This is a genomic window from Mesorhizobium sp. P2_C7 (assembly GCF_056404515.1).
The window spans coordinates 20,074-43,085 of the sequence record NZ_JBFUDW010000022.1; the positions used below are offsets into that span (position 1 = coordinate 20,074).

At 64.4% G+C, this 23,012-nt stretch carries 14 protein-coding genes; 10 read left to right on the forward strand and 4 right to left on the reverse strand.

Going from position 1 to position 23,012, the window contains the following annotated elements; translation table 11 throughout:
* Window positions 1-23 precede the first annotated feature (23 nt).
* On the reverse strand, window positions 24-899 hold the full coding sequence (gene aztB, locus AC1D2G_RS32120) for a zinc ABC transporter permease AztB (protein ID WP_095085859.1): 876 nt from the start codon (window positions 897-899) through the stop codon (window positions 24-26).
* Window positions 899-1,717 carry a zinc ABC transporter ATP-binding protein AztA gene (gene aztA, locus AC1D2G_RS32125; protein ID WP_477398210.1) on the reverse strand — a complete coding sequence of 273 codons (819 nt, stop codon included), beginning with the start codon at window positions 1,715-1,717 and terminating at the stop codon, window positions 899-901. Before aztA ends, aztB begins: the two co-directional genes overlap by 1 nt.
* 238 nt (window positions 1,718-1,955) lie before the next feature.
* On the opposite strand from aztA, the gene AC1D2G_RS32130 reads away from it, so the two are divergent.
* Window positions 1,956-2,300, forward strand: a complete 345-nt coding sequence (locus tag AC1D2G_RS32130) for a RidA family protein (RefSeq protein ID WP_095085854.1) — start codon at window positions 1,956-1,958, stop codon at window positions 2,298-2,300.
* A gap of 99 nt (window positions 2,301-2,399) precedes the next feature.
* On the opposite strand, the gene hutC is transcribed toward AC1D2G_RS32130, so the two are convergent.
* Together hutC and AC1D2G_RS32140 are read right to left on the reverse strand one after the other, a co-directional pair.
* Entirely contained in the window at window positions 2,400-3,140 is a 741-nt protein-coding gene (gene hutC / locus AC1D2G_RS32135; RefSeq protein ID WP_477419060.1) for a histidine utilization repressor, read from the reverse strand.
* On the reverse strand, window positions 3,137-4,489 hold the full coding sequence (locus AC1D2G_RS32140) for a formimidoylglutamate deiminase (RefSeq protein ID WP_477419062.1): 1,353 nt from the start codon (window positions 4,487-4,489) through the stop codon (window positions 3,137-3,139). The genes hutC and AC1D2G_RS32140 overlap by 4 nt, the downstream gene beginning before the upstream one ends.
* Before the next feature lie 98 nt (window positions 4,490-4,587).
* Between AC1D2G_RS32140 and hutI the strand changes: the two genes are divergently transcribed.
* The 9 genes from hutI to AC1D2G_RS32185 all read left to right on the forward strand — a co-directional run bounded on the left by hutI (window position 4,588) and on the right by AC1D2G_RS32185 (window position 22,989).
* Entirely contained in the window at window positions 4,588-5,823 is a 1,236-nt protein-coding gene (gene hutI, locus AC1D2G_RS32145) for an imidazolonepropionase (RefSeq protein ID WP_477419064.1), read from the forward strand.
* Complete coding sequence (gene hutH / locus AC1D2G_RS32150; RefSeq protein WP_477419066.1) at window positions 5,820-7,358, forward strand: histidine ammonia-lyase; 1,539 nt, start codon at window positions 5,820-5,822, stop codon at window positions 7,356-7,358. The genes hutI and hutH overlap by 4 nt, the downstream gene beginning before the upstream one ends.
* A gap of 2 nt (window positions 7,359-7,360) precedes the next feature.
* Window positions 7,361-8,173, forward strand: a complete 813-nt coding sequence (gene hutG / locus AC1D2G_RS32155; protein WP_477419068.1) for an N-formylglutamate deformylase — start codon at window positions 7,361-7,363, stop codon at window positions 8,171-8,173.
* Between the two features lie 23 nt (window positions 8,174-8,196).
* Entirely contained in the window at window positions 8,197-8,571 is a 375-nt protein-coding gene (locus AC1D2G_RS32160) for a hypothetical protein (RefSeq protein WP_477419070.1), read from the forward strand.
* Complete coding sequence (gene hutU, locus AC1D2G_RS32165; protein ID WP_477419072.1) at window positions 8,568-10,241, forward strand: urocanate hydratase; 1,674 nt, start codon at window positions 8,568-8,570, stop codon at window positions 10,239-10,241. Before AC1D2G_RS32160 ends, hutU begins: the two co-directional genes overlap by 4 nt.
* A gap of 11 nt (window positions 10,242-10,252) precedes the next feature.
* Window positions 10,253-10,840 (forward strand): HutD/Ves family protein, encoded by a 588-nt coding sequence (locus tag AC1D2G_RS32170; RefSeq protein ID WP_477419074.1) that lies wholly within the window; start codon window positions 10,253-10,255, stop codon window positions 10,838-10,840.
* Between the two features lie 267 nt (window positions 10,841-11,107).
* Window positions 11,108-19,690 (forward strand): glycoside hydrolase family 94 protein, encoded by an 8,583-nt coding sequence (locus AC1D2G_RS32175; protein WP_477419076.1) that lies wholly within the window; start codon window positions 11,108-11,110, stop codon window positions 19,688-19,690.
* Window positions 19,691-20,205: 515 nt separating this feature from the next.
* Window positions 20,206-21,987 carry a glucan ABC transporter ATP-binding protein/ permease gene (locus AC1D2G_RS32180; RefSeq protein ID WP_477419079.1) on the forward strand — a complete coding sequence of 594 codons (1,782 nt, stop codon included), beginning with the start codon at window positions 20,206-20,208 and terminating at the stop codon, window positions 21,985-21,987.
* A gap of 249 nt (window positions 21,988-22,236) precedes the next feature.
* Window positions 22,237-22,989 carry a heme ABC transporter permease gene (locus tag AC1D2G_RS32185; protein WP_477398190.1) on the forward strand — a complete coding sequence of 251 codons (753 nt, stop codon included), beginning with the start codon at window positions 22,237-22,239 and terminating at the stop codon, window positions 22,987-22,989.
* Window positions 22,990-23,012 lie beyond the last annotated feature (23 nt).

Consider the following 23,012-nt stretch of genomic DNA (forward strand, 5'->3'; position numbering starts at 1 on the left):
GGTCTCCTTCTAGGGGCGGGGGATCAGGCCGTTCTGTGACGGTGATGGACGATGCGGGCGCGCAGGATGCCGCGCGTGCCGAACAGGATCGAGGCGAAATAGACCACGCCGGCCGACAGGATGATGGCCGGGCCGGACGGCAGCGACGCGTGATAGGACAGAAGCAGCCCGGCGATGCAGGAGGCAAAGCCGATCAGCACCGCCAGCACGCACATCGGCTCGACGCGCACGGTCCAGAAACGGGCGGCTGCCGCCGGCAGCATCATCAGTCCGACCGATAGAAGCGTGCCGAGCGCCTGGAAGCCGCCGACAAGGTTGAGCACGACGAGGCCGAGGAAGATGAAATGCACCGGACTGCCGAGCCGGCTGACCGAGCGCAGGAACAGCGGATCAAGGCATTCGGCGACCAGCGCCCGCCAGAAGATGGCGAGGCTGACCAGCGTCACCGCCACAATGCCGCCGATCAGCGTCAGCGCTTCGTTGTTGAGCGCCAGCACGGTGCCGAACAGCACATGCATGAGATCGACGCTGGAGCCGCGGATCGACACCATCAAGACGCCGATGGCGAGCGAAATCAGATAGAAGGCTGCCATCGAGGCGTCTTCGCGCTGGATGGTGAAGCGCGAGACGGCGCCAGCGCCGAGCGCCACGATGACGCCGGCGATCAGGCCGCCAATGGTCATCGGCAGGATTTCCAGGCCGTAGAGCAGGAAGCCGGCGGCGGCACCCGGCAAGATGGCATGCGCCATGGCGTCGCCGGACAGGCTCATGCGCCGCAGCATCAGGAACACGCCAACCGGGCAGGCGCCGAGCGACAGCATCAGCGAACCGATCAGAGCCCGCTGCATGAAGCCGAAATCGGCGAAGGGCGCGATGAAGAGACCGTAAAGCGTGTCCATCAGGCAGCCCTCGGTCCGGCACCGTGGTGATGGTCATGCCCGTGAGCGTGGCCATGATGGTCGTGATCGTGGTCATGAGCATGCCCGTCCGGCTCGCACCAGGGCGCATTCTCTTCCCAGGCTTCGTGGAAGCGGCGGGCGCGCAAGAGGTTCTCCGGCTTCAGCGTTTCCCTGGTTTCCCCCCAGGCAATCGGCTGGCGGGCAAGCAGCAGCGTTTCGGGGAAATTCTGGCGCACCAGGTCCAGATCGTGGACGACGACCAGGATGGTGCGCTCTTCGCCATGCCAATGCTTGATCAGCGCGATCAGGTCGCCGACCGTCTTGGCGTCGACCGCGTTGAACGGCTCGTCGAGCAGGATGAGGTCAGCGTTCTGCAGCAGCACTCGCGCAAACAGCGTGCGTTGCAACTGGCCGCCTGACAGCGTGTCGATCGGCCGCTTTTCGAAGCCGCCGAGACCGACGGCCATCAGCGCCTGGCTGACGGAATCGCGATCTTCCCTGGTGTGACGACCGAGCAGGCCCCGCCGTGGCCACAGGCCGAGGGAGACCAGGTCAACCACCCGCGCCGGGAAGGAGCGGTCGAGTTCCGATTGCTGCGGCAGATAGGCGGCACGCACGCCAGGCGCGCGGATGACTTCGCCGGCCATCGGTTTCAGGACGCCGACAATGCCTTTCATCAGCGTCGATTTGCCGGAGCCGTTGGCGCCGACCACCGCAGTCAGCGAGCCTTTGCGAATCGTACCGTCAAGATGATGGATCGCCGGGTGGCTGCCGTAGCCAAGCGTCAGGTCGCGGAAGGTCAGGCAGGTATTTGTCATTCTGCGATCCGTGAGGGCAGCGAAAACGGGCTGCTGGTAGCGGCCGATTGGATATGTGATGTTATTACATTAGTCAACAAGCCAATCGGGCGGAATTGCTACTGCCGGGTCAACTTGCCGTGTGTGGACATCACACGCCCTTGGCCCAAAGGGATTTGCCAAGGGATTTGACCGGGCGACCTTGCCCGAAGCCGGCCGCAACCTTAAAGAAGCGCGACCACAAAGGAAGGAACCTCCCATGAGCATTCGTCGCATCGATGTTGGCCCGCGCATGAGCCCGATCGTCATCCACGGCAATACCGTCTATCTGGCCGGCCAGGTTGGTCAGCCGGGCGGCAACGTCGCGTCGCAGACCAGGGATGTCCTGGCGACCATCGACGGACTGCTGGCCAAGGCCGGCTCGGACAAGACCAAGATCCTGCAGGCGATCATCTGGCTGGCCGACATGAGCACCTTTGCCGAAATGAATGCCGAATGGGACAAGTGGGTGCCGCAAGGCAACACGCCGGCCCGCGCCACCGGCGAAGCAAAGCTTGCCGGACCGGAATATCTGGTCGAGATCATTATTACGGCGGCGGTTTGACTTCTACACCCCCGTGGGGAGGTCGAACGAAGGTCCGGGTAGGGGTCGGCGCCCCACCCCACTGCTTCGCAGCGCCCCCCACAAGGGGGAGGGTAAAAATTACCCCTGCGACGGCCTGAATCGCGCCACCAGCGTGTGGCTGTCGGCGGGGTAGGTGAAGCGCACATAAGTGACCGGGTGTTCGGCACTCCAGGTCCGCCGCTCGACCACCAGGCAGGGCGCGCCGGCCGCAATGTCGAGTGCCGCCGCGACCTGCTTGTCGGCGCCGACCGCACGGATGCGGTGCTCGGCTTCGCTCCACGGCACGCGGCCGATCAGCCACGGGCTGGGTGCGATGGCCAGGAATTCCTCGTCTGATGCTTCCGGCACGGCGGTCAGGTTGATCAGCCGCTGCTCGTGCGCGAACGGCCGCTTGCCGGCGAAATGCCGGCATTCCAATGCCAGCACCGGCCCGGCGGCACCAAGCTCCAGCAAGGCGCGATCCTCGGCGTCACTGCGCCTTTTGTGGCGCGCCACGCGCTCGTAGCGATAAAGCAGGCCGAGCGCTTCGACCTCGACCCGAATGTCATGGATCTCCAGCACCGCAGCCTGCGACTGCGGTTGGCGGACAAAGCTGCCTGAGCGGCGCCGCCGCTCGATCAGCCCCGCCTTGGCAAGCTGCGACAGCGCCTTGTTCACCGTCATGCGCGAGCAATTGTATTGCGCGCTCAGTTCGTGCTCGAACGGGATGCGATGGCCGGGCGCCCAGGCGCCGGACAGGATCTTTTCGCTGATGTCGGACAGGATGCGCTGGTGCAGCGAGACGCCGCCTTCCGCATCCGCTGTCTCGATCATGTTCATGCCGAAAGCGCCGTCATTACGCTGCGAAACCGCTCGGCGATGGCCTCGTGCCTTGCATGCCGGCCGCCGCTGACCTGTTTGTTGCCATGCACCCAGACGCAGTCGACCTTGCTGCCATTGGCGAAGATCCAAGCGTCGAGGATCGCGTCACCGGTCTTGCCGGCCAGCGAGGGGTGATTGCCGTCGAGCGAGACGAGATCGGCGGATGCGCCCGTGGCGATCTCCGAGGCGCCGGCCCCAAGGGCAACGCTGCCGCCGTCGAGCGCGGCATCGAACAGCGCGCGTCCGGTCGAGCCGCCGGCCACGGCCAGCACATTGCGGGCGCGGTGCGCAAGGCGCTGCGAATATTCGAGCTGCCGCAGCTCGTCGGGCAGGCCGATCAGCACATTGGAATCGGAGCCGACGCCGAAGCGGCCGCCATGCTCCCCGAACAGCGGCGCTGCAAAAGTGCCGTCACCGAGATTGGCCTCGGTGATCGGGCAAAGGCCGGCGATCGCGCCGCTCCTGGCCATCGCGACTGTTTCCGCATCGGTCATGTGCGTGGCGTGGATGAGACACCAGCGTTGGTCTACTTTCGCGTTGGCCAGCAGGAATTCGACCGGTCGCGCGCCCGACCAGGCAAGGCAGTCCTCGACTTCCTTCACCTGCTCGGCGACGTGGATATGGATCGGCCCATCCGGCGCCATGGCGGCCACCTCAGTTAGTTCCTCAGCTGTCGCGGCGCGCAGACTGTGCGGAGCGACGCCGACAACAGCTTGATTCAAAGTGCGAACGCATTCCAGGCTTTTCTCAACAAGCCTGGAGAAGCGATTCACATCGTTGATGAAACGCCGTTGGCCTTGGTTTGGCGCGGCCCCGCCGAAAGAAGAGTGCGCGTAGAACACCGGCAGCAGCGTCAGGCCGATGCCCGTTTCGCCGGCCGCCGCCGCGATGCGCTCGGCCATCTCGGCAGGGTTGGCATAGGGCTTTCCATCGCGGTCGTGATGCAGATAGTGAAATTCGCCGACGCGTGAAAAGCCGGCCTCCAGCATCTCGACATAGAGCTGCGCGGCAACCGCCTCGACCTGGTCGGGCGTCATCGACAGGGCGAAGTGGTACATCACCTCGCGCCAGCTCCAGAAACTGTCGGCGGAAGGCCCGCGAAGCTCGGCCAATCCGGCCATGCCGCGCTGGAATGCATGGCTGTGCAAATTGGGCATACCGGGCAGCAGGATCGCGTAGCGTTCGTCGCCTGCCACGGCGGTCGCACCCGGCTCGACAGTTGTTATGCGTCCCTTGGCCAAGGTGATCCGCACATTGCGGTGCCAGCCATTGGGAAGGAGCGCCTGTTCCGCGAAGATGTCAGTCACTTTTCTCTCCGGTTCCCTGTCTCATATGCGATGATGGCACTTGCAGTGCGTTTCAATATGTATATACATAATCGCCACCGATTGAAACGGAAAAGATGATGGCTGCAGAGAGCAAAAGCCGGGCAGGGGGTCTTCGTCTATGGCGCAATGCGCGCCTGGCGACCATGGCCGAGGGAGCCGCCGGACTTGGCGTCGTCGAACACGGCGCGGTCGCAGTTCGTGATGGCCGCATTGTCTATGCCGGCCCTGAATCGGGCATGCCCGCAGCGCTTGCCCAAAATGTCGAGACGATCGATTGCGAGCAGCGCTGGATCACGCCCGGCCTGATCGACTGCCATACCCATCTGGTCCATGCCGGCAACCGCGCCAATGAATTCGAGATGCGGCTGGCCGGCGCCACCTATGAAGAGGTCGCCAGGGCCGGCGGCGGCATTGTCTCCTCGGTCAAATCATTGCGTGCCGCCAGCGAGAGCGATCTGGTCGCGCAGTCGCTGCCGCGCCTCGATGCGCTGATCGCCGAGGGCGTGACGACGGTAGAAGTAAAGTCGGGCTATGGGCTCGATCTGGAAAACGAAAAGAAGTCGCTCCGCGCCGCACGGCGGTTGGGCGGTGAGCGGCCGGTGACGATCCGCACGACCTTCCTCGGCGCCCATGCGTTGCCGCCGGAAGCCAAGGGCGACAAGGACGCCTTTATCGATCTGGTCGCAAGAGAAATTCTCCCGGCGGTTGCCGCCGAGGGGCTGGCCGATGCCGTCGACGGGTTTTGCGAAGGCATCGCCTTTTCTCCGGAGCAGATGGCGCTCGTGTTCGATGCCGCCAAGGCGGCAGGCTTGCCGGTCAAGCTCCACGCAGACCAGCTCTCCAACCTGCATGGTGCCGAACTTGCCGCCCGCTTTGGTGCGCTGTCGGCCGATCATCTCGAATACACCGACGAGGCAGGCGCCATGGCCATGGCGAAGGCGGGTACCGTGGCGACGATCCTGCCCGGTGCCTACTATTTCATTCGCGAGACCAAGAAGCCGCCGGTCGGCCTGTTCCGCCAGCACGGCGTCAGGATGGCGGTCGCCACCGACAACAATCCCGGCACCTCGCCGCTGACCTCGCTGCTTTTGACTATGAACATGGCGGCGACCCTGTTCGGCCTGACGGTCGATGAATGCCTGGCCGGCGTTACCCGCGAAGCCGCCCGCGCGCTCGGCCTGCTGGGAGAGACCGGCACGCTGGAAGCCGGCAAATCCGCCGATCTGGCGATCTGGAACATCGAGCGCCCTGCTGAACTCGTGTACCGCATGGGCTTCAACCCGCTGCATGCCCGCATCTGGAGAGGACAATGACCGAACTGACCCTGAAGCCCGGCAATGCGACGCTGGCCGACTGGCGCGCCATCTACCGTGGCGCCGTGCCCAAGCTTGACGATGCCTGCAAGCCAAAAATCAAGGCGAGCGCCGAGGCCGTCGCCAGGATCGTCGCCAAGGGCGAACCCGTCTATGGCATCAACACCGGCTTCGGCAAACTGGCCAGCGTCCGCATCCCCGCCGCGGATCTCGAGACCTTGCAGCGCAACATCGTGCTGTCGCATGCCGCCGGCGTCGGCGAGCCGATGCCGGTCGCTGTTTGCCGGCTGATGATGGCGCTGAAGTTGGCCAGCCTGGCGCAGGGCGCCTCCGGCGTGCGGCCGCAGACCATCGAGTTGCTTGAAGCGATGCTTGCCAACGACGTCATCCCGGTGGTGCCGGCGCAAGGCTCCGTCGGCGCCTCCGGCGACCTTGCCCCGCTGTCGCACATGACGGCGGTGATGATCGGCGTCGGCGAATGCTTCACCCCGCATGGCCGTTTCCCGGCCAAGGTCGCCTTTGTCTCGCACGGGCTGGAGCCTGTGACATTGGGCGCCAAGGAAGGCCTGGCACTGCTCAACGGCACGCAGTTTTCCACCGCCTATGCGCTGGCCGCTTTGTTCGAGGCCGAAGTGCTCTACCAGTCGGCGCTGGTCGCCGGCGCGTTGTCGACCGACGCAGCAAAAGGCTCCGACGCGCCCTTCGATCCGCGCATCCATCAACTGAGAAAGCATCGCGGCCAGATCGAGACGGCGGATGCGCTGCGCAATCTGATGGCCGGCAGTGCCATCCGTGAATCACACCGCGTGGGCGACGAGCGCGTGCAGGATCCCTATTGCCTGCGCTGCCAGCCGCAGGTGATGGGTGCGGCACTCACCGTCCTGCGTCAGGCGGCGGACACGCTGGGCACCGAGGCCAATGGCGTCACTGACAATCCGCTGATTTTCGCCGAGGACGATACTGCACTTTCCGGCGGCAATTTTCATGCTGAGCCGGTGGCCTTTGCCGCCGACATGATCGCGCTCGCCGTCTGCGAGATCGGCTCGCTGTCGGAGCGGCGTATCGCCATGCTGGTCGACCCCGCGCTGTCCGGCATGCCGGCCTTCCTGACGCCCAAGCCCGGCTTGAATTCCGGTTTCATGATCCCGCAGGTGACGGCGGCGGCGCTCGTTTCCGAGAACAAGCAGAAAGCCTATCCGGCCAGCGTCGATTCCATCCCGACCTCGGCCAACCAGGAAGACCACGTTTCGATGGCAGCGCATGGCGCGCGCCGGCTGATCGGCATGGTCGAGAATGCGACGGCGGTGATCGGCATCGAATTGCTGGCCGCGGCGCAAGGCTGCGATTTCCATGCGCCACTGGCATCGAGCAATGCCCTGGAAGCGGTGCGCAAGCTGGTCCGGGCCGAGGTGCCGCATCTCGACAATGACCGCCACTTCCATCCTGATATGGAAAAAGCCATCGCCATGGTGCGCAGCGGCGCGACCGTCAAGGCAGCCGGTGCGGTAACACTGCCTTCGATCTCGGGAGCCTGAACATGACCGACTGGCTTACAGTGACGGAAGGCACGGAACCTCTGCTGGTGTCGATCCCGCATACCGGCATCGATCTCGCCGGCATCGACAACCGGCTGGTCTCACCCTGGCTCGGTCGCCGCGACTGCGACTGGTGGATCGACCAGCTCTACGATTTCGCCGCCGGCCTTGGCGCGACGGTCGTGCATACGTCGATCTCGCGCACCGTCATCGACGTCAACCGCGATCCCTCCGGCGCCTCGCTCTATCCCGGGCAGACGACGACGACGCTTTGCCCGACAGAGACTTTCGACGGCGATCCGCTTTACCTGCCCGGCGAGGAACCGACGCCGGCGGAAATCAGCCAGCGCTATCAGTCATATTTCGCGCCCTACCATGAAATGCTCGGGTTTCAGGCGACCAGGCTGCGCGGCCTGCATCCGAAGGTCGTCATCTATGATTGCCACTCGATCCGCTCGGTTCTGCCGCGCCTGTTCTATGGCTCGCTGCCGGTGTTCAATCTCGGCACCAATGACGGCCAGACCGCCGATCCGGTGCTGCAGGGCCTGGTCGGCCAGATCATGGCCGAAAGCGGCGACAGCTACGTCATCAACGGCCGTTTCAAGGGTGGCTGGATCACGCGCTACTTCGGCAATCCGCAAGGCGGCTTCCATGCGCTGCAGATGGAACTTGCCGATCGCGGCTACTTGCATGAGCCCGAGGGCAAGGGTGAACCGGACAATTGGCCGGTGCCCTATGATGCCGCGTTCGCCGCACCCATGGCTGCGAAGCTGAAGAAGATTCTCGAGACCGCGATCACCTGGGCGCAGAGCTGACATCGAAACATCGGGAGGATGTCATGAACCGCCATGCCAGGATCGGCTTTCTCGCCATTCTGTTCGCAGCGACGCTGGTTTTCGGCGCGTCAGCCGATGAGGTGAAGATGAAGGGCGCTGATATGCTCGCCACCTTGAAAGGCGCGCATGTCGAAGGGCCGGACTGGACACAGAGCTTCGACGACGGCGGAGCCACCATCTACACAAAAGGCGGCACCCAGTCTCCCGGGCGTTGGGATGTTCGTGGCGACCAGTACTGCTCGCTATGGCCGCCTTCGGATGTCTGGGCCTGCTACGCCATGACCATCGATGCTTCCGACCCTGCCCATGAGCAGGTCACCTGGATCAGTGCTGACGGCCACCGCAACGCCGCGCACCTCATTCGAAAGGGACAATGATGAACAATCCTCGCCACAACATTCGCGAAGTCCGCAGCCCGCGCGGCACGGAAATCAGCGCCCGCTCCTGGTTGACGGAGGCGCCGCTGCGCATGCTGATGAACAATCTCGACCCGGACGTCGCCGAAAACCCCAACGAGCTGGTCGTCTATGGCGGCATCGGCCGGGCGGCGCGCACTTGGAACGACTTTGACCGCATCGTCGCCTCGTTGAGGACGCTGGCCGATGACGAGACCTTGCTTGTGCAGTCGGGCAAGCCGGTCGGCGTCTTCCGCACCCATCCCGACGCGCCGCGCGTGCTGATCGCCAACTCCAACCTGGTGCCGCACTGGGCGACATGGGAAAAGTTCAACGAGCTCGATAAGAAGGGTCTGATGATGTACGGCCAGATGACGGCCGGCTCGTGGATCTACATCGGCACGCAAGGCATCGTGCAGGGCACCTACGAGACCTTCGTCGAGGCCGGCCGCCAGCACTATGGCGGCAATCTCAAGGGCAAGTGGATCCTGACCGGCGGCCTCGGCGGCATGGGCGGCGCCCAGCCGCTCGCCGCAGTTATGGCCGGCGCCTGCTGCCTGGCCATCGAATGCAACCCGGATTCGATCGATTTCCGCCTGCGCACCCGCTATGTCGACGAGAAGGCCGAGACGCTCGACGAGGCGATGGCGATGATCGAGCGCTGGACCAAGGCAGGCGAGGCGAAGTCGGTAGGCCTGCTCGGCAATACAGCCGAGATCGTTCCAGAAATGTTCAGGCGCGGCATTCGCCCTGATATGGTCACCGACCAGACCTCGGCCCACGACCCCATCAACGGCTATCTGCCCAAGGGCTGGACGATGGCTGAGTGGCGTGAGAAGCGCGTCAGCGACCCGAAGGCAGTTGAAAAAGCCGCCCGCGCCTCGATGCTCGAACATGTCGAGGCGATGGTGGCGTTCTGGAACGCCGGCGTGCCGACGCTCGACTACGGCAACAACATCCGCCAGGTGGCCAAGGAGGAGGGGTTCGAGAACGCCTTTGCCTTCCCCGGCTTCGTGCCGGCCTATATCCGACCGCTGTTTTGCCGCGGCATCGGCCCGTTCCGCTGGGCGGCCCTGTCGGGCGATCCCGAGGATATCTACAAGACCGACGCCAAGGTACGCGAACTGACGCCCGGCAACACCCATCTGCACAACTGGCTCGACATGGCGCGCGAGCGCATCGCCTTCCAGGGCCTGCCGGCGCGCATCTGCTGGGTTGGTCTTGGCGACCGGCACAGGCTCGGCCTCGCCTTCAACGAGATGGTGGCCAAGGGCGAGCTCAAGGCGCCTGTCGTCATCGGCCGCGACCATCTCGATTCCGGCTCGGTCGCCTCGCCGAACCGCGAGACGGAATCGATGAAGGACGGCTCGGATGCGGTGTCCGACTGGCCGCTGCTCAACGCGCTGCTCAACACCGCATCGGGCGCCACCTGGGTGTCGTTGCACCATGGCGGTGGTGTCGGCATGGGCTTCTCACAGCACGCCGGCATGGTCATCGTCGCCGACGGTACGCGTGAGGCGGCCAGGCGCCTCGAGCGGGTGTTGTGGAACGACCCGGCGACCGGCGTCATGCGCCACGCCGATGCCGGCTACGACATCGCCGTCGAATGCGCGAGGGAGCACCAGCTCAACCTGCCCGGCATTCTCGGGTGATGGACTGACTGATGCGCGTCCTGCGGGCAGCCGGATACAAGTCCATGCCTTGGAAGAACGGCGGCGGGGTGACGACAGAGGTCGCCGTCTCGCCTGCCGACGCCGGGCTAAATGACTTCGACTGGCGCGTCTCGATGGCGCGCGTCGAAGGCAGCGGTCCGTTCTCGCAATTTGCCGGTATCGATCGCACGCTTGCAGTGCTCGAAGGCGAGGGCATCGTGCTGGATGTTGCTGGCCGCCCGCCGATATCAGTCACCGGGGCGACCGCCCCGCTTTCCTTCCCGGCTGACGTGGCGACCGCGGCCGCGCTGATCGGCGGGCCGATCACCGACCTCAATGTCATGACCCGTCGCAGCCGGATGACGCATTCGGTCGAACGCCTTATGGTTTCGAACCCTGTGGAAATCAGGACCAGGACCGGGACAACCCTCGTCCTGTGTCTGAACGGCGAAGTCACCGTGCCCGGCACCGAGCCGGTCCACCTCGGGCCGCTCGACACTCTGCTGCCCGGCCCGGACGCCGCCAGCCTCTTTATCCAGCCCGTCCAGGAGACGACGCTGTTCGTGATCCGGATCGGCGGCATCTCCGGCAACGATTAACGCTTGTTTCCAAACATGATCGCGATGCCGGCGAAATATAGCGTAAGCTATCGGCGGCATCACGAAAAAGCCTGAATCCTCCCCGTCGATCGAGCTTGACGGGAGAAGGGGCGCTCGTCTTGGAATTTTTGCTGAGAGATAACGCCCTGTCGTGGTGCGGAAACAAACTTTCAGCAAGTGGGATTATGCAACCAATTGCATTTGAATCGGTTTTAGGGCCATTGCCGTGGCGGTGACGCCGCTCAGTGTCCGCATACGGAATTTTCAATGAATATTCAGACGACCCCTGCCCAGATCGAGAAGACGAGCGCGAGCTTCCCAGCCATCACGGAAGAGCCGATCCGATCCAATTTCCTGCCCGAAGAGCGTCTTCGCCTGCTTGGCGAAAGCCTGGCAAAAGGCGATCTCACCGATCTGTTCGGCCTGACGCCCTTCGACTTTCAGGCCCGCATCCGCGACAGCGCCAAGAAGATCTTGGAAGTCTACCGCTCGACCAATGCCGCGCAGGCGAGGGGCGAGACGATCACGCCGGCGGCGCAGTGGCTGCTCGATAACAATTATCTGGTCGAAGAAACCATTTTCCAGGTCAAGCGCGATCTGCCGCGCCGCTTCTACCGCCAACTGCCCAGCCTGAAACTGCCCGAGGGCGGCAGCGTGCCGCGCGCGCTGGCGTTGGCCTGGACCTATGTGGCGCATTCGGACAGTTCCGTCTCGGCGACGATGTTCAAGTCCATCGTCCAGGGCTTCCAGTCGCTCGAGCCGCTGAAGATCGGCGAACTCTGGGCGCTGCCGTCGCTTCTGCGCTTCGTCCTGATCGAAAATCTCCGCCGGCTGGCGGTCAGGGTCAATCGCACCCGCCAGATGCGCCAGATCGCCAACGATGTCGCCGACAAGGTTCTGTCGACCGACGACAGCCCGGACCGGCAGGCGATCCTGTCCAAATTCAGCGCTCATGCGCAGGACACCACCTTCGCCACCCAGCTGCTCTATCGCTTGCGCGATGGATCGCAGAATGCCGGCAAGGCCCTGGAATGGCTCGAAGGCGAGCTCGAAAAGACCGGCTCCGACGCCGAGGAAATCATCATTTCCGAACATCACACGCTGTCCAGCGGCAATGTGACGACCGGAAACATCATCCGTGGCCTGCGCCTTATCAACGACGTCGACTGGACGGTGTGGTTCGAAGGCGTCAGCCGCATCGACACCGTGCTGCGCGAGCGCACCGATTTCGCCGCGCTCGACTTCTTCTCGCGTGACCAGTACCGGACCGCGATCGAGGAACTGGCGCGCCGCTCGGACCTTTCGGAATATCGCGTCGCCGAGAAGGCCATCGAACTGGCCGATCACGCCGCCACCGAGACCCTATCGGGCGATGATGAAGGCGCTGCCACCCAAGTTGCATCCGCCCACACCGATGTCGGTTTCTTCCTCGTCGGTCCGCGCCGGCTGGAACTGGAGAAAACGATCGGCTATCGGCCGACCATCAGCCAGACGGTCAAGCGCACCTTCCGCAAGACCGGATGGCTTGGCATCGTCGTACCGGTATTTGCGCTGACGGCCCTGCTTCTCGTGCTCACCGGCAACGCGCTGGCCAATCTCGGCCTGTCGGTGCCGTCGATCGTCGTGATGCTGGCGCTGTTTGCCGTACCGGCCAGCGAGGGCGCGCTCGCCTTCTTCAACACCGTCGTATCGCTGTTCCTAAAACCGACGCGCGTCGTTGGCTATGATTACAGGCACGGCGTGCCGCCTGAGGCGCGCACCCTGGTGGTGGTGCCGTCGCTGATCGGCTCACGCGACGACGTCGAGGAAAACATCCGCAACATCGAGGTGCATCATCTCGCCAACACGGCGGATGAAATCTATTTCGCGCTGCTTTCGGACTGGCCCGACAGCAAGACCGAAATCGATGCGGCCGATACCGAAATCCTCGAATTCGCCCGCGCCGAGATCGCTCGTCTCAACGCCCGCTATCCCTCAGAAGGCGCGCCACGTTTCTACATCCTGCACCGGCGGCGCCTCTTCAATGCGGCGCAGGGTTCCTGGATGGGCTGGGAGCGCAAGCGCGGCAAGCTGCATGAACTCGACCTTCTGCTGCGCGGCGACAGCGACACCACATTCCTGCCGCTCGACGTGCCGCTGCCCGAGAACGTCGTCCATGTGATGACGCTCGATGCCGACACGCGCACCACCCGCGACGCGGTCGCGACCCTGGTCGGCAAGCTCTGCCATCCGCTCAACCGTCCGCATTTCGATGCTACCAAGCGTGTTGTCACGGCGGGCTATGCCATCCTGCAGCCGCGCATCACCGCGTCGCTGACCAGTGGCGACGATGCGTCGTTTTTCCAGCGGGTGTTCTCGGCCAATCGCGGCCTCGACCCTTATGTCTTTGCCGTCTCCGATCTCTATCAGGATGTCTTCGGCGACGGGTCCTTCACCGGCAAGGGCCTTTATCACGTCGATGCTTTCGAGGCCGCACTGCAGGGCCGCATCGAGGAAAACACCATCCTAAGCCACGATCTGCTGGAAGGCGCGCTGGCGCGCTCGGCGCTGGTCACCGACGTCGAACTGGTCGAGGACTATCCGATCCGTTATTCAGTCGACGCATCGCGCCACCATCGCTGGGCACGCGGCGACTGGCAGCTTCTCGGCTTCATGCTCGATCCGCGCTCCGGCGTGCCGGCTCTGTCGCGCTGGAAGATGGTCGACAATCTGCGCCGCTCGCTGACGCCGATCTTCTGGGTCATGGCCGCGATCGCCGGCTGGACGCTGCTGCCCTTCACGCAGGCCGCCCAATGGCAGGCCCTGCTGATCCTCAGCCTGTTCATGGCGCCGACGTTCGACATCGTCAACGCCATCCTGCCCAAGAGCGGCGACCAGACGCCGCGCGGCCATTTCTCGGCCCTGGCGCGCGACGTCGCCTTCGGTACCGCCATGGTGGCGCTGAAAATCGTGCTGATGGCGCACAACGCCTGGATGATGGGCGACGCCATAATCCGCACGATTTACCGGCTCTTCGTCAGCCGCCAGAACCTGCTGGAATGGCGCACCGCCTCGCAGGCGCACAAGGCCGGCGACAACGATGTCGGCTCCTATTACGGCATGATGTATGGCGCCGTGATTATCGGCTTCGTCGGCCTTGCCATCCCGGTGCTGGCCGATTCCACCGGCGCCTTCGTTGCTTTCTTCTTCGCCCTGTTCTGGATCGCTTCGCCGGCCATCGCCAGCTGGATCAGCCGCTCGGCCGAAACCGAGGATCGCTTGCGCATATCGCAAGCCGATATCCACGCACTGCGTACGGTGGCGCGGCGCACCTGGCATTATTTCGAAAGCTTCGTGACGGCCGAGCACCACAATCTGCCGCCGGACAATTTCCAGGAAAGCCCGGCGCCGGTGGTGGCGCCGCGCACCTCGCCGACCAATATCGGCGTCTACCTGCTGTCGGTCGTCTCTGCCCGCGATTTCGGCTGGATCAGCCTGTCCGACGCCATCACCCGCATCGACGCCACCATGACGACGATCGAGGGCATGCCGCGCGACCGTGGCCATCTCTTCAACTGGTATGACACGACGACGCTGAAGCCGCTCTACCCGCTCTACATCTCGGCGGTCGACAGCGGCAATCTTGCCGGTCATCTGGTGGCGGTGGCCGCGGCATGCGCCGAATGGGCGGAAGCGCCCTCCGTCCATCTCCAAGGCGATTTCGAAGGCATTCTCGACACTGTGACCATCCTCAGCGAGAGCCTCGACGAACTGCCCGACGACCGCCGCCAACTGCGGCCTTTGCGCCAGCGCCTCGTCGACCGTCTCGACGGCATGCGGCGCGCGGTCGACACCATCAAGGCGCAGCCGGAAATGGCGTCGATCCGCACCATCAATCTGGCCGTGCTGGCCGGCGAGATCCGCAAGCTCGCCACCGCCATCCACACCGAGGCGGCGTCGGCCCAGAGCGACGTCATCGTCGACTGGGCGGCCAGGCTCGAGGCCACCTGCGAGGCGCATGTCCATGACGCGCACAGCGACGACAATGCCGTCGAGGCGCTGCGCGCCAAGCTGCTCACCTTGCGCGAGCGCACGCGGCGCTTCGCCTTCGAGATGGATTTTTCCTTCCTGATGCGGCCCGAACGCAAGCTGCTGTCGATCGGCTACCGTGTCGAGGAGCACCAGCTCGATGAAAGCTGCTACGACCTTATGGCTTCCGAGGCGCGGCTGACCAGCCTGTTCGCCATCGCCAAGGGCGACCTGCCGACCGAGCACTGGTTCCGGCTTGGCCGGCCGATCGTCGAGATCGGTTTCAAGGGCGCGCTGATGTCCTGGTCCGGCTCGATGTTCGAATACCTGATGCCGCCGCTGGTGATGAAGGAGCCGCAAGGCAGCATTCTCAACCAGACCAGCAAGCTGATCATCAAGCGCCAGATCCAGTATGGCCGCCAGAAGAACGTGCCGTGGGGCATTTCGGAAGCGGCCTACAACGCCCGCGACCGCGAACTGACTTACCAGTACACCAATTTCGGCGTGCCCGGGCTCGGCCTTAAGCGCGGCCTTGGCCAGAACACGGTGATCGCGCCTTACGCCACCGTGCTCGCGGCACAGTTCAACCCGCGCGAAGCCGTGCAGAATCTCGCCCGGCTGCGGGAGATCGGCGCGCTTGGCCGCCACGGTTACTACGACGCTGTCGACTTCACGCCGCAGCGCGTGCCGGAAGGCACCGATCATGTCGTCGTGCAGAACTACATGGCCCACCATTCGGGCATGTCGATCGTGGCCGTCGCCGACGCCATCTTTGAAGGCCGCATGCGCGACCGCTTCCACAGTGACCCGGTCATCGAATCGGCTGAACTGCTGCTGCAGGAGAGGGCGCCGCGCGACATCCCGACCGCGACCGTCAGGACCGAGGCCGACGAGCGCTCCAAGGACGAGACGGAAGTCGAGAGCCCCGACACCCGCATCGTGCTCGATCCGTTGCGGTCGCTGCGGTCGACCAGTGTGATGTCGAACGGCCGCTATTCGGTGATGGTCACCGCGACCGGCTCGGGCTACAGCCGCTGGGGCGATCTCTCCATCACCCGCTGGCAGCCGGATCCAACCGAGGACCGGCTCGGCTCCTACATCTTCCTGCGGGACGCAGGCACCGGCGATTGGTGGTCGGCTACGGCCGAGCCGAAGCGTGCGGCCGAGGAAAAGGCGCAGACCTTGTTCTCCGACGACAAGGCAAGCTTCGTCAAATCGGTGGGCACGTTGCGCTCCGAAGTCGAATGTATCGTCATCTCGGAAGGCAATGGCGAGGGCCGTCGGGTCACGCTCTACAATGACGGGCCGTCCGACCGTCACATTGAAGTCACCTCCTTTGCCGAACTGGTGCTCGGCCTGGAGGCGTCGGACAACGCGCATCCGGCTTTCTCGAAGATGTTCGTGGAAACCGAAATCGCATCGAACAACGCGCAGATCTTTGCGACGCGGCGCAAGCGGGAGACCAGCGAGCCCGATATCGCCATGGTGCATTTCGTCACCGATCCGTCCGGATCGGCGCGCGATGCCGAAGCCGAGACAGACCGGCGCGCCTTCATCGGCCGCGGCCGCACCATCGTCGACGCGGCCGCCTTCGATCCCGGCGCCAGGCTTGGCGGCCATTCGGGCTTCACGCTCGATCCGGTCGCAGCGCTGCGCCGCCAGGTGCGTGTGCCTGCCAACAAGAAGATATCGCTGACCTTCTGGACCGTGGTCGGCGCCAGCCGCGCCGAACTGGAAGAGGCCCTTGCCCGACTTGACCATCCGGAGAGTTTTGCCCGCCAGGCCATGCTCGCCTGGACGCGAAGCCAGGTGCAGACCCGCCATATGGGCCTCAGTCTGACCGATGCCGCCAATGTGCAGAAACTGGCACGCTATCTGATCTATCCGGATCCGTTCCTGCGTCTTCCGGCCGAATCCATCGCCACGGGGTTGGGCAAGCAGTCGAGCCTGTGGCCGACCAGCATTTCGGGTGATTTCCCGATCTTCCTGGTCAGGATCGGCGACGTCGCCGATCTCGAAATCGTCGCCCAGGCGCTGCGTTTCCAGGAATACATGCGCACCCGCGGCATGATGATCGACTTCGTCGTCGTCAACGAGCAGGCCTCCTCCTATGTCCAGGACCTGCAGCGGGCCGTCGAGACGCTGTGCGAAAACAGCCGACTGCGCGGCAAGGAACTCGGGCCTCGCCAGCACATTTTCGCGGTGCGCCGCGACCTGATGGACGAGATCACCTACAAGACGCTGCTCGCTGTCGCCCGCGTCGTCCTGCACACGCGCAACGGCACCATCTTCGACCAGATCGAGCGGGCCGAGGCGGCCGCCCTGCAGGCGCGCGACGCCCTGCAGCCGGCAGCATTGGCGGTCGCGCGCGAATTGCCGTCGCCGGTGCCAGTAATGCATGCCTCGCAGGCCGTGGCGGATGTCAGCGCCGATGGAAGCGGCCTCAGCCAATGGAATGGCTTCGGTGGTTTCGATGGCGACGGGCGGCACTATGTCGTGCGTCTGGCTGGCCGGCGCACCACGCCGCAGCCATGGATCAACGTCGTCTCCAACGCGTCGTTCGGCTTCCACACCTCTGCCGAGGGTGCCGCCTTCACCTGGAGCCGCAACAGCCGTGACTACCAGCTGACGCCGTGGTCGAATGATCCGGTCTCGAACCGGCCGGGCGAAGGCGTCTACATCTACGATCAGGCCAGCGGCAAGGCGTTCTCGCCGCTCGCCGCCGTGGTACGCGACCCCTCGATGACCTACGAGGCCTGGCACGGCCAGGGCTTCTCGACCTTCCGTTCGAGGCGCGGGCCGTTGTCGATGGACCTCACCCATGTCGTCGACCCGATCGACCCGGTGAAGATCTCGCGGCTGCGCATCCAGAATTCCGGCTCGGTGCCGGCGCGGCTTCGTGTCTACGCCTATGCCGAATGGGTGCTCGGCGGGCATCGGTCGCGCACGGCGGCAACAATCGTCCCGTCTCGCGACGCCGCCACCGGTGCGTTGCTGGCGCAAAATCCCTACGGGCTCGATTTCAGCGAGCGGGTGGCTTTCCTTGCCGCCGACGGTGGCGTCCATTCGGTGACGACCGACCGTTCGGAGTTCCTCGGCCGGCATGGCTCCAGCGAACTCCCACAGGCTGTGCTGAGCGGCGCGGCGTTGTCGGGCCGTGTCGAGGCCGGAGACGATCCTTGCGCGGCGATTGCCCGCGACATTGAGATCCCGGCCGGCGGCGACGTGACGCTGCTCTGGCTGCTCGGCGATGCCGAGACCGTCGAGGAGGCCAGCGCCCTGGTGCAGGAGCATCGGGTCAAGGACTTCGACCGGAGGCTGGCCGACAATGAGCGCGAATGGCGCGGCTTCCTCGACACCATCCAGGTCGAGACGCCGGACAAGGCGCTCGACGCCATGGTCAACCACTGGCTGCCCTACCAGAGCCTCGCCTGCCGCATCCGCGCCCGCTCCGCCTTCTACCAGGCAAGCGGTGCGTTCGGTTTCCGCGACCAGTTGCAGGATACGCTGGCATTGCTGGCGCATGATCCGCAACTGGCACGCGACCAGATCCTCAATGCGGCGCGGCGGCAGTTCCCGGAAGGCGACGTGCAGCATTGGTGGCTGCCGCGCACCGGGGCCGGCGTGCGCACCACGATCTCCGACGACGTGGTCTGGCTGGCCCACGCCACGGCGCGCTATTTGCTGGTCACCGGCGATGCCACCATCCTGAAGCAGCAACTGCCGTTCATCGATGGACAGGCGCTGGGCGAGGGCGAGCACGATGCCTTCTTCACCCCGGAAATCTTGAAGAAGACGGCGTCGCTCTACGACCATTGCGCCCGGGCGCTCGATCTTGCCATCAAGCGCAGCAGTCCCGCCGGGCTGCCGCTGATCCTCGGCGGCGACTGGAACGACGGCATGAACCGCGTCGGCGAACACGGCAAGGGCGAGAGCGTATGGCTTGGCTGGTTTCTGCTGAAGACGCTGGGCGACTTCGCCGCAATTGCCAAGACCGAAGGCGATGCCAAGCACGCGCAAGCCTGGGCAAAGCATGCCGATGCGCTGAAGCGGGCGCTTGAAAGCACGGCATGGGATGGCGAATGGTACCGGCGCGGCAGCTTCGACGACGGCACGCCGCTCGGGTCTCGGTCCTCGCAGGAGTGCAAGATCGACTCGATCGCCCAGTCCTGGAGCGTGCTTTCGGGAGAGGGCGATCCGGCCCGGTCGACGACGGCGATGGAGCAGGCGACCAAACTGCTCGTCGACGAGAAGCTCAAGATCGTCAAGCTGTTCACGCCGCCGTTCTCGAAGACGGACAAGGAACCGGGTTACATCAAGAGCTATCCGCCCGGTGTCCGCGAAAATGGCGGCCAGTACACCCACGCCGCCACGTGGTTCGTCATCGCGCTCGCCGAAATGGGGCGGACCGACGAGGCCTATCGCTGTTTCTCGATGCTGAACCCGGTCAACCATGCGACCGACGAGGCCTCGGCCGAGCACTATCGCGTCGAGCCCTATGTCGTGGCGGCCGACATCTACGCCGAGGACGACAAGGGTGGCCGTGGCGGCTGGACCTGGTACACCGGCTCGGCCGGCTGGCTCTACAGGGCTGCGGTCGAAGGGATCCTCGGCATCGAACGGCGCGGCAAGCGTGTTCAGTTCAAGCCAAAGCTCCCCCGCCATTGGGACGGTTACTCGGCAACCCTCAAGATGCTGGGGGCGGAACTCAAGGTTCGCGTCGTCCGCGACAACAAGGCCAAGGCGGTTTCGCTGGAACTGAATGGGGCCAAGACCAAGGTTTCGGCAGTCGAACTGAAGGATGGCGAAGTTACCGACGTCGTCATCAGGATCCCGGCCTGAGGCATTTTGCCCAGAAAGCGTGCTCTCGGGCTCAAGAGCCCGGGGGCGGTTTTCGGGACCACAACAGGGCTAAAGGCGCCAATGCCACCCTGCGTTGCTATCGCCTTGGGTGAAGGGCATGCCGATGAAAAGAACATAAAATCAAAGGCTTGACGCCAAGTGCATACGCCGCCCAGGCTGGCTGGGCTTGGCATCTCGTCGCCTTTGGCGGGCGCGAGGCCGCATTTGTTTGGCGCTATACTGTGTAGAAGGCGATTTCGGCATTGGTCATCCGCCAGACATCGTTGTTGATTAAATTTGTGGCAGCACGTGCCAGCTGCCATGATTTCGCCGCATGCCTGACATTTTACCTGTCTTCTCAAACCGTTAGGTGATCACGGCAGATTTCGGAACGTCGCCATCTTTTGTTCGCGAATTGGGAACTGAAGAGGTACACGGCCATTGTTTTGCGACGTATCAACCGATACGAGTCAAATGATGCAGTGCACAATAAACAGCATGGCGGAGTAACTGGGGTGACCCTTCTGCAAATCTACTGGCGAGCGCTCGGTTATCTGGCCGCAGACAGGAAACGCGTCGCGTTGATCTGTTCGGCCAACGTCGCTCTCGCGATCATCGCCATTCTCGAGCCGATCATGTTCGGACGAGTGATCGATGCGATTTCCGAACGTGGTTCGGTGTTTGCCACGCTTGCCCTGTGGGCGGGCCTGGGCGCGTTCAACATCGTGGCCTTCGTCCTGGTGGCGCGCGGTGCCGATCGCTTTGCCCACCAGCGGCGCAGCGAGGTGCTTTGCCAGTCGTTCGAGCGCGTGATCACCATGCCGCTTGCCTGGCATCACCAGCGCGGCACCTCCAATGCCCTGCACACCCTTTTGCGCGCGGTCGAGACCCTGTTCAGCCTGTGGCTTGAATTCATGCGCCAGCACCTGTCGACGGCGGTCGCGCTGTTCCTGCTGATCCCGACCGCGATCAGCATGGACCTGCGCATGTCGATGGTGCTGTTGGCGCTCGGCGTGCTCTATGTCGGCATCGGCCGGCTGGTGATGAAGCGGACCAAGGAAGGTCAGGCCGCGGTTGAGCGCCATTACCACAAGGTTTTCGCGCATGTGACCGATTCGGTCTCCAACGTCGCCGTCCTGCAGAGCTACAACCGCCTCGGCCACGAGGCGGACACGCTGCGCCGCTACGTCAAGAACCTGCTCGACGCGCAGAACCCGGTGCTCGACTGGTGGGCGATGGCCAATGCGCTGCACCGTCTCTCGTCGACGATTTCGATGATGGTGGTACTGCTGATCGGCGCCTATCTGGTCACCCATGGCCAGCTGCGCATCGGCGACGTCATCGCCTTCACCGGCTTTGCCACGCTGCTGATCGCCAGGCTCGACCAGATGTCGGCTTTCGCCAACCAGATTTCGGAGGCCCGTGCCAAGCTCGAGGATTTCTACCACCTCGAGGATTCCGCGGCCGACGCCGCCGAGCCGGATGGGTTGCGCGATCTCACCAATGTCACCGGCCATGTCCGCTTCGAGAATGTCGGCTTCGAATTCGCCAATTCGGGCCAGGGCATCGACGACGTGTCGTTCGAGGTCCAGGCCGGTCAGACGGTCGCCATCGTCGGCCCGACAGGGGCCGGCAAGACCACGCTCATCAATCTGCTGCAGCGTGTCTTCTCGCCGTCCCATGGCCGTATCCTGGTCGACGGCATCGACACCCGCAGCGTGACCCGGAAGTCGCTGCGTCATTCGATCGCCACCGTGTTCCAGGATGCGGGCCTGCTCAACCGCTCGATCGAGGACAACATCCGCGTCGGCCGGGCTGACGCGACCAATGACGAGGTCCATGCCGCCGCCACCGCGGCTGCCGCGCAGGACTTCATCCTGTCCAAGAGCAATGGCTATGACACGCTGGTTGGCGAACGTGGCGGCCAGCTGTCGGGTGGCGAGCGCCAGCGCATCGCTATTGCCCGCGCCGTGCTGAAGGATGCCCCTATCCTGGTGCTCGACGAGGCGACCAGCGCCCTCGACGTCGAGACCGAGGACCGCGTCAAGGAAGCGATCGACGAATTGCGGCGCGACCGCACCACCTTCATCATCGCCCACCGCCTGACCACCGTTCGCGACGCCGATCTGGTCGTGTTCATGGACAAGGGCAGGGTGGTCGAGATGGGCGGCTTCGCCGAACTGTCGATGCGCAATGGCCGCTTTGCCAGCCTGCTGCGCGCCGGCGGCCTGCTCAACGACGAGGAGGTTCGCCGCCTCAGCCGCACCGTGCAGCAACAGCAGGAAGCCGCCGCCTGAGCAGGTGGCGCTTCTTCCTTCTCCCCTCGTGGGGTCCGAAGGACAGGGCGAGACCCGTGCCTCGCCCCAGGGCGTTGGTCGAGCAAGCTCGGTCGGATGTGGGGTGCTCCAGCCTGGCGATACCCTTGCCATCACCCCCGGCCCTTCATTCATTCCGGCACCCTCATCCCCGGCGCTGTCGCGCCGATCCAAGCCTGCGACACCACCGCTCGATTGCCCCAAACGCACGAGCGGTCTATGTAGAGCCGCATGAGCGACACGACTTCACGCCTGACCGGCTGGATGGATCTTGCCAACCCGACGCGCTTTGTCGGGCTGGCAGACAGGGTCGTGCCATGGCTGGCGTCCATCGCCGCACTGGTCCTTGCCGTCGGGCTCTATATGAGTTTCGCCGCGCCTGAGGATTTCCAGCAAGGCATTACCGTTCGCATCATGTACATCCACGTGCCTTTCGCCTGGCTCGCCATGATGTGCTACACGCTGATGGCGTTCTCCGCACTTGGCACTCTGGTCTGGCGGCATCCGCTGGCCGATGTGGCGCTGAAATCAGCGGCCCCCATAGGCGCGGTCTTTACGGCGCTGGCGCTGATCACCGGCTCGATCTGGGGCAAGCCGATGTGGGGCACCTGGTGGGTCTGGGATGCGCGGTTGACCTCGGTCTTCGTGCTGTTCCTGATGTATCTCGGCATCATCGCGCTGACCCGCGCGCTCGACGATGCCGGACGCGCCGCCTGGGCCGCCGCAATCATCACCCTGGTCGGCTTCATCAATATCCCGATCATCAAATTCTCGGTCGACTGGTGGAACACGCTGCACCAGCCGGCTTCGGTGTTCAGGCTCGGCGGGCCGACCATCGACCCCAGCCTGCTGTGGCCGCTGCTGGTGATGGCCGTCGGCTTCACGGTGCTGTTCTTCGCGCTGCACCTGATGGCGATGCGCACGGAAATTCGTCGCCGCCGGGTTATTGCCATGCGGCGTGTGGCGGCACGACAGGCTAGCTGACGACCGGCGAGTTCTCAAAAATC

What these genes read in the sequence shown, in the direction of transcription:
- aztB (WP_095085859.1), bottom strand. Translation starts at nt 899, where the DNA reads ATGGACACGCTTTACGGTCTCTTCATCGCGCCCTTCGCCGATTTCGGC.
- aztA (WP_477398210.1), bottom strand. Translation starts at nt 1,717, where the DNA reads ATGACAAATACCTGCCTGACCTTCCGCGACCTGACGCTTGGCTACGGC.
- AC1D2G_RS32130 (WP_095085854.1), top strand. Translation starts at nt 1,956, where the DNA reads ATGAGCATTCGTCGCATCGATGTTGGCCCGCGCATGAGCCCGATCGTC.
- hutC (WP_477419060.1), bottom strand. Translation starts at nt 3,140, where the DNA reads ATGAACATGATCGAGACAGCGGATGCGGAAGGCGGCGTCTCGCTGCAC.
- hutI (WP_477419064.1), top strand. Translation starts at nt 4,588, where the DNA reads ATGGCTGCAGAGAGCAAAAGCCGGGCAGGGGGTCTTCGTCTATGGCGC.
- hutH (WP_477419066.1), top strand. Translation starts at nt 5,820, where the DNA reads ATGACCGAACTGACCCTGAAGCCCGGCAATGCGACGCTGGCCGACTGG.
- hutG (WP_477419068.1), top strand. Translation starts at nt 7,361, where the DNA reads ATGACCGACTGGCTTACAGTGACGGAAGGCACGGAACCTCTGCTGGTG.
- AC1D2G_RS32160 (WP_477419070.1), top strand. Translation starts at nt 8,197, where the DNA reads ATGAACCGCCATGCCAGGATCGGCTTTCTCGCCATTCTGTTCGCAGCG.
- hutU (WP_477419072.1), top strand. Translation starts at nt 8,568, where the DNA reads ATGATGAACAATCCTCGCCACAACATTCGCGAAGTCCGCAGCCCGCGC.
- AC1D2G_RS32170 (WP_477419074.1), top strand. Translation starts at nt 10,253, where the DNA reads ATGCGCGTCCTGCGGGCAGCCGGATACAAGTCCATGCCTTGGAAGAAC.
- AC1D2G_RS32175 (WP_477419076.1), top strand. Translation starts at nt 11,108, where the DNA reads ATGAATATTCAGACGACCCCTGCCCAGATCGAGAAGACGAGCGCGAGC.
- AC1D2G_RS32185 (WP_477398190.1), top strand. Translation starts at nt 22,237, where the DNA reads ATGAGCGACACGACTTCACGCCTGACCGGCTGGATGGATCTTGCCAAC.